The sequence below is a fragment of the Burkholderia sp. BCC0322 genome (genome assembly GCF_902833045.1).
Lineage (GTDB): Bacteria > Pseudomonadota > Gammaproteobacteria > Burkholderiales > Burkholderiaceae > Burkholderia.
Genome location: NZ_CADFDU010000004.1, coordinates 93,984 through 106,119 on the forward strand (window position 1 = coordinate 93,984; position 12,136 = coordinate 106,119).

The following is a 12,136-nucleotide window of genomic DNA, read 5'->3' on the forward strand; positions in this document are numbered from 1 at the left end:
TTGAAGTGAAACAATCATCCCATCGTGCATAATCGATCGGAATTCCCGTTTCTCGCCCATTTACTGTGCAAAATTCGACCGATCAGGATCGCGTTCCCGCGCCAGCGCTGCCGATGAGCTGGGACGACATCCGTTATTTCCTTGCGGTGATGCGCGGCGGCAGCCTGTCGGCCGCCGCGCGGGCGCTGCAGGTCCAGCATTCGACGGTCGCGCGGCGCATCGACGCGCTGGAGTCCGCGCTCGGCATCCGGCTGTTCGACCGGCTGCCGCGCGGCTGGCCGCCGACCGACGAAGGGCTGCACCTTGCCGAGCACGCGGCACGCCTCGAAACCGACGCGCATGCGTTCGCGCGCGCCGCCCAGGGCGCGGCGGCGCTCGACGGCGTGGTGCGCGTATCGGCGTCGCCGGTGTTCGCCAGCCACTTCCTCGCGCCGCGGCTCGCCCGCGCGCAGCGCGCGTGGCCGGCGCTGCGGATCGACCTGCTGGGCGAGATGCACGCGGCGAACCTGTACGCGCGCGAGGCCGATCTCGCGGTGCGGCTGTCGCGGCCGACCGAGCCGGGGCTCGCCGCGCGCCGGCTCGGCACGATGCGCTTCGCGCTGTGCGCGGCGCCGGAATGGGCGGGCGCGCCGCCCGACACCTGGCCGTTCGTCGGCTATGACGACGCGCTCGCGCAGACGCCGCAGCAGCAATGGCTCGAACGCTTCGCGGCCGGGCGCCGCTTCGCGTTCGTCACCAACGACCTCGCCGCGCAATATCGCGCCTGCGCGGCCGGGGCCGGCGTCGCGCTGCTGCCCAGGTTTCTCGTCGACGATTCGCTTGCCGCGGGAGGTGCGGGAGGTGCGGCTGGTGCGGCTGGTGCGGCTGGTGCGGCTGGTGCGGCACCATCGTCCGCCCCGGTGCCGCTCGTCGAGCTGACGTCCGCGCCACGTTGTGACATCGAGCGCGAGATCTGGCTCGTCGTTCATCCGGACGTGCGCCGCTCGCCGCGCGTGCAGCGCGTCGCGGATGCGATCGCCGACGCGGTGCGCGAGGCGGACGGACGGCTTTGACGCCACCGACCCGCTCGCGTCAGAACCGCTGCTGCAGCCCGGCCATGACCCCCAACTGGTTCCGCCCCGTGTCGACCGTGCCGCCGGCGGCGACCGCCTTGGCGGCCGTCGCGCCGTTCAGCATGTAGCCGACCGACGTGTAGACGCGCGTCCGCTTGGACAGAAGATGGTTGGCGCGCCCGACCAGCAACGTCGCGTTCGCGCCGCGCGCGTGCCCGCGTTGCAGATAGCGCGTGCCTTGCGCGTCGAACGACAGCGCCGGGGTCGGCATGTAGGTGACGCCGGCGAAGAAGATGTCGGTCTGCCAATGAGCGGCCGCCGCGACGTTGTTCCGGATCCATCCCGCGCCGAGCTTCGCGCGCCCCATCACCACGTACCCGGCGACCACGCCGTGCGCGCTCGTATGGGCGCTGCTGTCGAGCGGCACCGCCGCGCCCGCTCCGCCGCGCTTCACGTCGTAGGACGCCGCGACACCGAAGCGCGCCGCGTCGTAGGCCACCAGCGCCGTATATTGCCGGCACGCGAGCGGATTGCCCGGCACCTGCCCCGCGCAGCCGGTAGCCGAAGGCCCGGCCGGCCCGGCGGCATCGCGGCCGAAACTGTAGGTGCCGCCGATCGTGAACCCGCGGAACTTGCCTAGGTAGCCGATCGCATTGTCGCTGCGCGCATTCGGCAGATAGGCGTCGAAGCCGCTCGGCGAATGAATCGACGGCCCGATCACGTCGGCATTGGCAAGCGCATAGGCCGTCATGTTCATTTGCCTGCCGAGCGTGAGCGTTCCCGCACCGCCGCTCAACCCGACGTTTGCCTGCCGGCCGAACAGCCGCCCGCCGTAATTGAATCCGCCCGTACCGGGCTGGAAGCCGCTTTCCAGCACGAAGAACGCGCGATAGCCGCCGCCCAGGTCCTCGTCGCCCTTCACGCCCCATCGCGACGGCACTTCGCCGGTCAGGTGCGGGATGCCCGTCGCGGCCCCGCCCTTCGCCGCGTGGTTGTAGTACGAAATACCGGTATCGACGATGCCGTAAAGCGTCACGCCGCCCTGCGCGTGCGCGACCGCCGATGTCGCCGCCAGCGCCGCCGCGAGTACGCTTGCCTTCACCCTCGCGTTCAACACCCGAGAATCGATATGCATGACTGAATTTCCAGAAAAAAACGACGCGCGCTGCGTTGCCGCGCGCGATCGGCCGCCGGCCTCGCGCCGGCGAGCCTCGCCAATGTGCCGCTCAGGAGTGCCGGGCGGGCGACGCCTGCCGTTCGCCGGCCGCAGCCGCCAGGCCGTGTTGCGAAGCCGAGCGCCGATGGTCGATCAGGCCGACCGCGGCGGCCGCCGCCAGCGCGGGCAGCCCGATCGCCATGAAGTTCTGTTCCAGCGGCAGATCGATGCCGACCAGCAGACCGATGACGATCGGCGCGAGGATCGCGCCGCAGCGGCCCACGCCCAGCGTCCAGCCGATGCCGGTCGAGCGGATCGCCATCGGATAGAACTGCCCCGCATACGCGCAATTGACGATCTGGGTGCCGATGGTCGACGCGCCCGCGAGCGCGACCAGCACGAACAGCAGCGCGGGCGGCATCGGATAGCCGAGCAGCGTGATCGATACCGCGGCGAGCAGATACATCGATACGAGCACCGTCTTGATCGGAAAGCGATCGGCCAGCCAGCCGCCGCCGATCGCACCGGCCATCGCGCCGGCGTTCAGCACCAGCACGAAGGTCAACGCCGAGCCAAGGCTGTGGCCGGCGCTCGCCATCAGCCGGGTGAGCCATGAGCTGAGCGCATACACCATGAACAGGCACATGAAGCAGGCGATCCAGAACATGACCGTGCTGAATCCGCGACCGTCGTCGAACAGCTGGCGAACCGGCGCGCCGCCCGCCTTGTCCTCGCGCGGGACGACATAACAGTCGCCCGGTTGACGCCGGTACGCCGGATCGAGCCGGCGCGCGATGCGCGCGAGCTCGTCGGTCCTGCCGCGCCGGATCAGGAACGGCAGCGATTCCGGCATCCACTTCACGAGCAGCGGAACGAGCAGCACCGGCGCCCCCGCGGCGACGAACACGGACTGCCACCCGTACGCGTCGATCATCCCCTTGCCCATCACGGCCGCGAGCATGCCGCCGACCGAATAGCCACTGAACATCAGCGTCACCAGCGTGCTGCGCATGCGGCGCGGCGCGTACTCGGTCATCTGGGCGATCACGTTCGGCATCACGCCGCCGATGCCGATGCCCGCCAGGAAGCGGGCCGCGCCGAACAACGCGGGCGTCTGCGCCAGCCCGGCCGCCGCGGTAAAGACGCTGAACAGCGTCAGGCAGGCCACGATGGCCCAGCGTCGCCCGATCCAGTCGGCTACCGTGCCGAACACGATGTTGCCGAACATCATGCCGAACAGCGCCGAGCTGACCATGAAGCCGGCCTGCGCCGGATTGACGCCCATCTCCTTCATGATCGCCGGCAGCGCGATGCCGGCCACGGCGAGGTCATAGCCGTCGAACACGATGATCAGCGCGCACCAGAACAGCACGACGCCGTGCAGCTTGCCCAGCCGCGCATCGTCGGAGAGCGCCTGCAGATTGATTTGACGCATGGACTTCCTTCCTTTTTCCAGTGGGGATTCGGACCTGGCGGAAGTGTTCGCGTCACACGCGTTCGAACCAATACGATCTCTGAGCCAATCGATTTAGTAGATGTCCGAAATATTGTCGTGCAATGCGCCACTTTCCGTCCGGATGCCGGCGCAGTGTAGGAAGCCACAATGATTCTCACTATCCGGAATTTGCAGGCGGCCATGCGAACTCGATCCGCCTTTTTCCGCACGCCGGGCGCTATCCGGATCTTTCCCCGCGACGAACGGGACTATCCGATTCTTGCAAAACTTTCGACAAGCCTGACAAAGATCAATATCATCGTTTCAGGATATCTCGCTCACAAGAGAAACCGATGTGGCACGACGCATCCGCAGCCAGCCGGGTGCGCCGCACGAAAACCGCCACACAGGAGACGCCCCATGCCCCTCGCCCCGAATGCGGAAGTGCTGTCCGCGCTGTATCGGAATTGCGTGTTCCGATCCGGATTGCGCATGGATGCGCACGAGCAGGTTTCCATGGAACTGGCCGAGCATGCGCTGCGCTGGAAACAGGGCGTGCCCGACGCAGCGCTGTTCAAGGGGCAACTGAATCAGCTGACCGTCTACGCGCTGCAGTACGGCGCCGAAGTCGAGGTCGCCCCGCGCCCGTTCGACGGCTTTTCGCTCGTCCACACGTCGCTCGCGGGCGGCGCCGAGATCGAGTGCGACGGGCACGTGATGGGCGTATCCGCGGGGCGCACCGCCGTGCTGGCGCCGACGTCGCGGGTTCGCCTGCGCTGGCGGTCCGGCACGCGGCAACTGATCGTCAAGGTGCCCGATTCGCTGATGCGCGCGGTCTGCGGCCGCCGGCCCGACGACGCGGCGCCCGGCCTCGCGCCCGGATTCCTGCTGCCGACGGCGCTGGCGTCGCAATGGGATCTGATCGCGCAGTCGCTGCTCAACGTGCTCGCCGTTGCCGACGACGGCGGCATCCGGGCCGAATGGCGCGACCACTTCGAACGCAGCCTCGCGCTCTTCCTGCTCGTGCATTGCCCGCCGTCGCCCGCCGCCGCGCAGGCCGGCGCGCCGCCGCCGGCGCGCGGTGCGCCGGCGGAATCCGGATCGCGCGGCGGCATCCGGCAGATGGATGCGCTGCACGAATTCATCCATGCGCGGCTTTGCGCGCCGATCTCGCTCGAAGATCTCGCCCGGGCGGCCGGCGTCAGCCTGCGGACCCTGAACGTGCTGTGCCGGCGCTACCACGGCGCGACCCCGATGGAGTTGCTGCGCAACATCCGGCTGGACGCCGCGCGCGTGCAGTTGCTCAGCGACCCGACGGCCAGCATCACCGATACGGCGCTGACGTTCGGCTTCGGGCACCTCGGCCGCTTTTCCGCGTACTACTTCGCCCGCTTCGACGAGTTGCCGCGCGACACGCAGAAGCAGCGGCAGCCGAACTGAACGCCGCGCGCCGGGCGCACGGCCGCCGCTTTACGCGTCAGGCAATCGCCCGCATAGTATCGGCTTGCCCATACACCGCCCCTGCCGCACCGTCACCATGTCCGCCACGCCAGCCGCCTGCGTCGTTCGCGACGCGACCGATACCGACCTCGATGCGATCCGCGCGATCTATGCGCACCACGTGCACCACAGCGTCGCGTCGTTCGAGGAAACGCCGCCCGACGTCGCCGAACTGCGCGCGCGCCGCGACGCCGTGCTGCGCCACGGGTTGCCGTACCTCGTCGCCGAATGCGACGGCCGCGTGGCCGGCTACGCGTACGCAACGCCGTACCGCGCGCGCAGCGCGTACCGCTTCACGGTCGAGGATTCGATCTACATCGACGACACACAGCGCGGGCGCGGAATCGGCCGCGCGCTGCTCGCCGCGCTGATCGAACGCTGCGAGGCCGGCCCGTGGCGGCAGATGATCGCCGTGATCGCCGACGGCGGCACGGGCGGCTCGACGTCGCTGCATCGCGCGTTCGGCTTCGAGCCGGCCGGCATGGTGAAGGCGGTGGGTTTCAAGCACGGCCGCTGGATCGATACGGCGCTGCTGCAGCGCCCGCTCGGCGGCGGCGCAAGCACGCTCCCCGTCTCGCCCGAGCCTGTCACGTCGCGCTAGAATGGCCGCATGTCAAAACAGACTCATTCCACCCCCGACGAGGCGGCGCCGGACGCCCGCAACGAGTACACGGTCGACGAACTCGCGCGCGTGTCCGACACGACCGTGCGCAACGTCCGCGCGTACCAGGATCGCGGTTTGCTCGCGCCGCCGGAAAAGCGCGGCCGCGTCGGCATCTACGACGACACGCACGTCGCGCGCCTGAAACTGATCAACCACCTGCTCGCGCGCGGCTACACGCTGTCGAACATCCAGGACCTGATCAAGGCGATCGACGAAGGCCACGACCTGCGCTCGATCCTCGGCCTCGAAAACGCGATCGGCGGCCGCTGGTCGCACGAACTGCCGAAGACCTATTCGCTCGCCGCGCTCGCGCAGATGTTCGGCCCGCAGGCGACCACGCAACTGTCGCGCGTGACCGAACTCGGCCTGCTCGAACGCCGCGGATTGTCGTTCGTCGCAAAGAGCCCCGCACTGCTCGAAGCAGCGGCCGCGATGACGAAGGAAGGCATCCCGCCGCGCGAGCTGCTCGACGTGATCAGCCTCGCGCGGCCGCATTTCGACGCGATCGCGCGACTGCTCGTCGATCTCGTCGTGAAGCGGCTCGACCGCTACGACGCCGGCACGCTGCCGCCCGCCACCGACGTGCCCGAGCTGGTCGACGCGATCTGGCGCCTGCGTCCGCTCGCGGCCGTGTTCGTCGAAGGCGAGACGAACCGTGCGCTGGAAACTGCGGCGAGCGCGTATCTCGGCGGCCGCGTAGCGACGATCCTCGACAAGAAGCTCAGCGACGAGGCCGCGCGACAGTCCGGCACACCGGCCTCGAAAGACGACAGCGACGAAGCATAGGCGCGCCGCCGTCATATTGATATCGGCAATGCTTCGTTTGCGGGCGTGATCGCCCATGCGACGATTCTTCCAACCGAGCGCCACCACCGCTCGCCCGAAGACGTTTTGCATGGAGTCCGTCCGATGATTCGTTTCACCCGCTGGATCGCCCGCACCGCCGCCGTCACGCTCGTCACGCTGTCCGCCGCGTCGGCCTTCGCACAAGGCGGCGCCGACAAGGTCGTGCGCATCGGCTACCAGAAGGCCGGCCTGCTGTCGGCCATCAAGGCGCAAGGTTCGCTCGAAGCGCGGCTCAAGCCGCTCGGCTATGGCGTGCAGTGGTTCGAATTCCCGGCCGGCCCGCAACTGCTCGAGGCGCTGAACGCGAACAGCATCGACTTCGGCTATACGGGTGCGCCGCCGCCCGTGTTCGCGCAGGCGGCCGGCGTGCACTTCGTCTATGTCGGCGCGGAACCGCCGGCGCCGCACAACGAAGCCGTGGTCGTGAAGGCCGATTCGCCGATCCGTTCGGTCGCCGGCCTGCGCGGCAGGAAGGTCGCGCTGCAGAAGGGTTCGAGCGCGAACTACCTGCTGCTCGAAGCGCTGAAGAAGGCCGGCGTGCGCTACGACGAAATCCGCCCCGTCTACCTTGCGCCGGCCGACGCGCGCGCCGCGTTCGAGAGCGGCAACGTCGATGCATGGGTCGTCTGGGATCCGTACTACGCGGCCGCGCAAGACACGCTGAAGGTGCGCACGCTGTCCGACTACACGGGCCTCGCGGCGACCAACAACTTCTACGAAGCAACACGGGATTTCGCGCAACAGCATCCCGACGTGGTCAGCGCGATCCTGAAGCAGGCGCGCGAGACGGGTCAGTGGGTCAACGCACATCCGGCCGAAACCGCCGCGCTGATCGCCCCGAAGGTCGGCCTGCCGCAACCGCTTGTCGAGACGTGGATCAAGCGTGTCCCGTTTGGCGCGGTGCCGCTCGACGAAAAGATCGTCGCGGCACAGCAAGGCGTCGCCGATGCGTTTTATGCGGCGAAGCTGATTCCGCAAAGGCTGAGCGTGGCCGACAACGCCTGGGTCGATAAAAGCGTGCAAAGTGCGCTCGCGGCGAAGTAGCCGGAACGCCGTGCGCAATTGCCAACAGGCCGACGGGCGCACGACTCGTCGGGCTTGTTCGTTTTTGCCGAATTTTCGGGAAACGCGGGACGAACTGTCGGCGCTCCGTCAAAGCGCGGGGCACGCTTCGACGTTTATCATGGACGACCGCGACGCGATTCCTGGCCGCAACGTGGTTCGTGATTCGAATGGTTGCGACGGGGATGGCTATGTGGCCGCTGCGGGTCGTTCAGCGCCCCCACCCCATCAGGCACTGCCCAACCTGCGCGCCATGCCGGGTAGCGCGCGCAGCCAGGCAGGGCCACATCGCCTCATCCGAAAATCCGACCGCCCGAAGAAACAGTTACAAAGTAACGATTGACGCCGGCACCGCCCGGCGGTTAATGTGTCGGCAGAAGTTCAAGAAGTCCGATTGCTGTTCATCAATTCATCGCTCCTCAGCGGTATTCGTTGTCCTCTCTCTCCTTGACGCTTCACGCGCTCTTTTACAGAGCAAATCTTCTTTTTTTCTCTCAAGGATTCTTCATGGATACCGGTATCGTCAAGTGGTTCAACGACAGCAAAGGCTTTGGCTTCATCACGCCCGACAACGGCGGCGACGACCTGTTCGCTCACTTTTCCGAAATTCGCGCCGACGGCTTCAAGACGCTGGCTGAAAATCAGAAGGTAAGCTTCGAAACGAAGCAAGGCCCGAAGGGTCTGCAAGCGGCCAACATCCAGCCGCTGTAAAGTTTGAAGAACCCGGCTTCCCGTCACGGACGCCGGGTTGCAGCGACATCCTCGCGGAGATTGCTCTCCCAAAGTTGGCGCGACTGCTCTTAGCTGCATCTGTTCATTCAGCAGCTTGCCGAGCGCCACACGCCTCGTTGCACTTCATTCCCCCTCTGGCTGCAAAGCCCTTTTTCGCTTTACGACTGCTTCAGATTCGGCTCGCAATGGCTTTGAATCGGCGTACTCGTGCACCTTTCGCACGGCACGCGAGCACTCGAACATTATTAAAATTAAAATGCAAAACATCCGAATTCAACAGTACAACGGCTATGCCGTTCAATCCTCGGCGCATCGTTTGCCCGATGGTAGTTTTTCATCCAACCTGCTGCTTGAACGCGCCGACAGCACACGCGCCGAAGGCCGCTACCAGTTCTATTCGCTCGACTACTTCACGAGTGAGGAGCAGGCGTTGCAGCATTCGGCCCGCTGGGCACGCAACTGGGTCGACACGCGCGGTTAAGGGCAACACCCGACCATCGATCCGGCGACACGCGCAAGGTACAGCCTGCGCGCGCCCACTTGCTTCACTGGCCCGCCACCTTCTCCGCCGGCCGCGTTGACCACGATATCGAGGGTCCCGAACCGCTCTGCCAGCGTATCCCGAACACGTTCCACCGGATCTCAGGCACGCCAAGGTCGGCAGCCAGGGCACGGCGGGACGCGCATCGGGAAACACGCCGCCGATCGTTTCGGCGGCGCGTTCCAGCATGTTCGCGCTGTCCGGTGATGACGACCTCCGCATCGTGCCGAGCCAAATGCGTCGCCGTGGTCGGGTCGACTCCCGCCCCGCCGTCTCGCCGTCTCCACCGACACCAGCCGATTCATCGCACCGCCTCAAAGATCACCGTTCGAAGACAACCACTCGGGTTCATACGCACCCAGTGCGCGCGCCGGATAAAACCAATGGAGCGGTGCGTCATCGATCCGCACGGGCGGAAGGAGCCGAGATGCCGACCCCCACGACGTCGATTCGACGTGTTCCGCGCGATCGCGTTGTCCGTCGGCGACCAGTTCGATCACTTCGCCGATGGGCTCCGAGCGCAACTGCAAATCGGCCGCCGTACGCGCCAGCGACGCGCGGACCTCGACACCGACGCCCCCTATCATGCGCGTCGTCAGCCCGCGAATGGCGGCCGTCGCCATCAGGTAACCCGTCGCATGGTCGATGGCCTGAACGGGCAGGTTCACCGGCTGGTCGCTGCCCGTCACGCGCATGCCCGCCTCGGCGATGCCCGTGCTCATTTGAATGAGGCTGTCGAAGCCGCGCCGGCAGCACCATTCGCCGGTCCAGCCATAAGCGTCGAGCGACACGTCGATGAGCGCGGGATTCAGTTCGCGCCGATGCGCAGCATCGAGTCCAAGGCGCGCCAGCGCATCGGCCCGATAGCCGTGCACGACGATATCGGCACTGCCGAGCAACTGCTTGAGCGTATCGAGATCCGCGGCATCCTTCAGGTTCAGCCGCGCACACCGCTTGCCGAGGACGACTTCCGGCACCGTGCCCGGTTCTTCCCAGCCGTACGGATCGATGCGCAGCACGTCGGCGCCCAGGCCCGCAAGAAACCGTGTCGCCACGGGGCCGGCGAGAATGCGCGTCAAGTCGAGCACGCGAATGCCGCGCAATGGCCGGTCTTTCGAAGGCCGCCAGTCATGCGCGACGACATCGGTCGCGGCATGAACATGCAGCAACGGTTCGGTTGCGACCGCCTTGCCCTGCGGATGTTCGGCCCACTCCTGCGCCGAGTACATCGCCGCCGCACACCCGCCGCGCTCGACGATCGCCTCTTCGAGCGCAGCGGCATCCCAGCGATTCACCGCTTGCGCGACCGACTGTGCATCGGCGGCGCACTCGAGCACCGACAAGGCTGCCAGTCGATGATGCGGCGCGTTGGTATGCAACCGGATCCAGCGATCGCGCGCCCGATAGTTGCCGGCCACCGGATCCCATTGAGGCGGCATCGTCCAGCCCTGCGGGCGCAGCGACGTGCCGAACCACAGCGACGCCATGCGCCGGTCGACCCGAACCGACGGCAACGTTCCGGTCGATGCATGCAGCAATTCGGCAACCGACATCCCTGCCGCGCCGATCGCCGCCGTGGCCAAGTCGGTTACGCGAAATGCCGAGACCAGTTCTCCCGCGCCGCTGAAGCTGCACGACTCGAGGAACGCCTGGGCCCCACCCGCCGCCAGCCAGAACGCCCGTAGATGACGCGACACCTGATCCTCATCGGCCGCGGCCCGTTCGCTCGAAATTTGATCGACACGCATGTTCGCCTCGCATGAATTGGGTGAGGCAAAGATCGTCTCGCTCGCATTTGTTGTCAACGTTGATTATCCTGATCAACCTGTCGAACGATTCCCCCTGCGCACGATGTCGAACTACCTGAATTCGACCGAAGCCGCGGCAAGGCTCGGTGTCTCGCGGCAAACCCTCTATGCGTACGTCAGCCGCGGCCTGCTTCGCGCGGAGCCGGGCGGCAGTCACCGTGAAAGCCGCTACCTCGCGGCCGATGTCGACCGGCTCGCGGATCAACGCGCACGCGGCCGCAAGCCAAAGGAGGTAGCGAAGGCCGCGCTGAACTGGGGGTCGCCCGTGCTCGAATCGAGCATCACGTTGATCGACGGCGGCCGGCTTTTCTATCGCGGCGTGGATGCACTCGATCTCGCTACCCGCGCAAGTCTCGAGGAAGTCGCGGCGCTGCTATGGCGATGCGACGAGCAGACCGCTTTCGGCCGCCACGTCCCCACGACGCCGCCAGTACTGCGAACCCTCTTCAGGCACTACGCCGATCAACGCGCCGAGCAGGCCCTGCTGCCGCTCTTCACCGTCGCAAGCGAGGACGCGCCGACGGCGGTCTGGCATCAGTCGGCCGATCGCCAGGCGCAGGGCTGCGGCGATCTCGTGCGAATTCTGGCGGCATGCCTGCTGCGCACCCGGATCGATACGGCACCCATCCATGTGCAATGCGCACGGGCCTGGGGCGTCGGGCCTGCGGGCGCCGATCTGATCAGGATGGCGCTCGTGCTGTGCGCGGATCACGAACTGAATGCGTCGAGCTTCACGGGGCGATGCATTGCGTCGACGAACGCGAGCTTGCGGGCCGTCGTGGTCGGCGGCCTGGCCGGCCTGTCGGGCGAGCGGCACGGCGCCACCACCGCGCGTGGCGAAGCACTGTGGGACGAACTTGGCAATCAGGATGTCGAACAAAAAATGAGCGCGCGCCTCGCCAGGGGAGACGGCTTGCCGGGCTTCGGACATGCGCTCTATCCCGGCGGCGACGTGCGCGCGACGTTCCTGTTGTCGCGGATCCTGCCGCGTCATCCTCAATGGAAAAGGATGATGGATGCGGGGAGCACGCTCGTCGGCCAGAAACCCTCGCTGGATCTCGCTCTGGTGGCACTGCGCAGGCATTTGCGGCTTCCCGTCGGCGCCGCATTCGGCCTGTTCGCGCTTGGCCGCTCGATCGGCTGGATCGCGCATGGGCTGGAGCAGCGCGAGCAATCCGATCTCATCAGGCCGCGCGCGGTATACACGGGGACCTGGCCTGATGGCGCCGGCGCCGGCGCGGATCACGCCCGATCCCGCGGACGGTCAGGAAAGCAGCAGACAACGCAACCTGCAGCGCCGAAAGACGACATGCTTGCCGCTTTCTTCAGGACTCGATAGC

12 protein-coding genes are annotated in these 12,136 nt (G+C 66.9%); 9 read left to right on the plus strand and 3 right to left on the minus strand.

The genetic code is table 11. The features are described from left to right. The first annotated feature begins 113 nt into the window (after nucleotides 1-113). Nucleotides 114-1,052: a LysR family transcriptional regulator gene (locus HWX39_RS13625; protein ID WP_175968604.1), complete on the plus strand. Its 939-nt coding sequence runs from the start codon at nucleotides 114-116 to the stop codon at nucleotides 1,050-1,052. 19 nt (nucleotides 1,053-1,071) lie between these two features. Here the strand turns inward: HWX39_RS13625 and HWX39_RS13630 are convergent, their stop codons facing one another. Next, nucleotides 1,072-2,187 (minus strand): porin, encoded by a 1,116-nt coding sequence (locus HWX39_RS13630; protein ID WP_175968605.1) that lies wholly within the window; start codon nucleotides 2,185-2,187, stop codon nucleotides 1,072-1,074. Nucleotides 2,188-2,278: 91 nt separating this feature from the next. Next, nucleotides 2,279-3,643 (minus strand): MFS transporter, encoded by a 1,365-nt coding sequence (locus HWX39_RS13635; RefSeq protein WP_175968606.1) that lies wholly within the window; start codon nucleotides 3,641-3,643, stop codon nucleotides 2,279-2,281. A 420-nt stretch (nucleotides 3,644-4,063) separates the two neighbouring features. Here HWX39_RS13635 and HWX39_RS13640 point away from each other — a divergent pair, with 420 nt between their 5' ends. From HWX39_RS13640 to HWX39_RS13670, 7 genes are all read left to right on the plus strand, one after another. Then, entirely contained in the window at nucleotides 4,064-5,083 is a 1,020-nt protein-coding gene (locus HWX39_RS13640) for an AraC family transcriptional regulator (protein WP_175968607.1), read from the plus strand. A 97-nt stretch (nucleotides 5,084-5,180) separates the two neighbouring features. Further along, complete coding sequence (locus HWX39_RS13645; protein WP_175968608.1) at nucleotides 5,181-5,744, plus strand: GNAT family N-acetyltransferase; 564 nt, start codon at nucleotides 5,181-5,183, stop codon at nucleotides 5,742-5,744. Nucleotides 5,745-5,753: 9 nt separating this feature from the next. Next, entirely contained in the window at nucleotides 5,754-6,593 is an 840-nt protein-coding gene (locus HWX39_RS13650; RefSeq protein WP_175957799.1) for a MerR family transcriptional regulator, read from the plus strand. A gap of 123 nt (nucleotides 6,594-6,716) precedes the next feature. Continuing rightward, nucleotides 6,717-7,697: a sulfonate ABC transporter substrate-binding protein gene (locus HWX39_RS13655; RefSeq protein ID WP_175968609.1), complete on the plus strand. Its 981-nt coding sequence runs from the start codon at nucleotides 6,717-6,719 to the stop codon at nucleotides 7,695-7,697. 139 nt (nucleotides 7,698-7,836) lie between these two features. After that, nucleotides 7,837-8,058: a hypothetical protein gene (locus tag HWX39_RS13660; RefSeq protein WP_175968610.1), complete on the plus strand. Its 222-nt coding sequence runs from the start codon at nucleotides 7,837-7,839 to the stop codon at nucleotides 8,056-8,058. Nucleotides 8,059-8,222: 164 nt separating this feature from the next. Continuing rightward, a complete protein-coding gene (locus tag HWX39_RS13665) occupies nucleotides 8,223-8,426 on the plus strand; it encodes a cold-shock protein (protein WP_034185637.1) in 204 nt (67 codons plus the stop codon). Nucleotides 8,427-8,703: 277 nt separating this feature from the next. Further along, nucleotides 8,704-8,928, plus strand: coding sequence for a hypothetical protein (locus tag HWX39_RS13670; RefSeq protein ID WP_175957830.1), 225 nt, complete (start codon nucleotides 8,704-8,706; stop codon nucleotides 8,926-8,928). A 374-nt stretch (nucleotides 8,929-9,302) separates the two neighbouring features. Here the strand turns inward: HWX39_RS13670 and HWX39_RS13675 are convergent, their stop codons facing one another. Beyond that, nucleotides 9,303-10,736 (minus strand): CoA transferase, encoded by a 1,434-nt coding sequence (locus HWX39_RS13675; RefSeq protein ID WP_175968611.1) that lies wholly within the window; start codon nucleotides 10,734-10,736, stop codon nucleotides 9,303-9,305. A 103-nt stretch (nucleotides 10,737-10,839) separates the two neighbouring features. Here HWX39_RS13675 and HWX39_RS13680 point away from each other — a divergent pair, with 103 nt between their 5' ends. Then, nucleotides 10,840-12,135: a citrate synthase family protein gene (locus HWX39_RS13680; RefSeq protein ID WP_175968976.1), complete on the plus strand. Its 1,296-nt coding sequence runs from the start codon at nucleotides 10,840-10,842 to the stop codon at nucleotides 12,133-12,135. Nucleotide 12,136: the final 1 nt, after the last annotated feature.

What these genes read in the sequence shown, in the direction of transcription:
- HWX39_RS13640 (WP_175968607.1), top strand. Translation starts at nt 4,064, where the DNA reads ATGCCCCTCGCCCCGAATGCGGAAGTGCTGTCCGCGCTGTATCGGAAT.
- HWX39_RS13660 (WP_175968610.1), top strand. Translation starts at nt 7,837, where the DNA reads ATGGACGACCGCGACGCGATTCCTGGCCGCAACGTGGTTCGTGATTCG.
- HWX39_RS13625 (WP_175968604.1), top strand. Translation starts at nt 114, where the DNA reads ATGAGCTGGGACGACATCCGTTATTTCCTTGCGGTGATGCGCGGCGGC.
- HWX39_RS13655 (WP_175968609.1), top strand. Translation starts at nt 6,717, where the DNA reads ATGATTCGTTTCACCCGCTGGATCGCCCGCACCGCCGCCGTCACGCTC.
- HWX39_RS13680 (WP_175968976.1), top strand. Translation starts at nt 10,840, where the DNA reads ATGTCGAACTACCTGAATTCGACCGAAGCCGCGGCAAGGCTCGGTGTC.
- HWX39_RS13635 (WP_175968606.1), bottom strand. Translation starts at nt 3,643, where the DNA reads ATGCGTCAAATCAATCTGCAGGCGCTCTCCGACGATGCGCGGCTGGGC.
- HWX39_RS13670 (WP_175957830.1), top strand. Translation starts at nt 8,704, where the DNA reads ATGCAAAACATCCGAATTCAACAGTACAACGGCTATGCCGTTCAATCC.
- HWX39_RS13675 (WP_175968611.1), bottom strand. Translation starts at nt 10,736, where the DNA reads ATGCGTGTCGATCAAATTTCGAGCGAACGGGCCGCGGCCGATGAGGAT.
- HWX39_RS13650 (WP_175957799.1), top strand. Translation starts at nt 5,754, where the DNA reads ATGTCAAAACAGACTCATTCCACCCCCGACGAGGCGGCGCCGGACGCC.
- HWX39_RS13645 (WP_175968608.1), top strand. Translation starts at nt 5,181, where the DNA reads ATGTCCGCCACGCCAGCCGCCTGCGTCGTTCGCGACGCGACCGATACC.
- HWX39_RS13665 (WP_034185637.1), top strand. Translation starts at nt 8,223, where the DNA reads ATGGATACCGGTATCGTCAAGTGGTTCAACGACAGCAAAGGCTTTGGC.
- HWX39_RS13630 (WP_175968605.1), bottom strand. Translation starts at nt 2,187, where the DNA reads ATGCATATCGATTCTCGGGTGTTGAACGCGAGGGTGAAGGCAAGCGTA.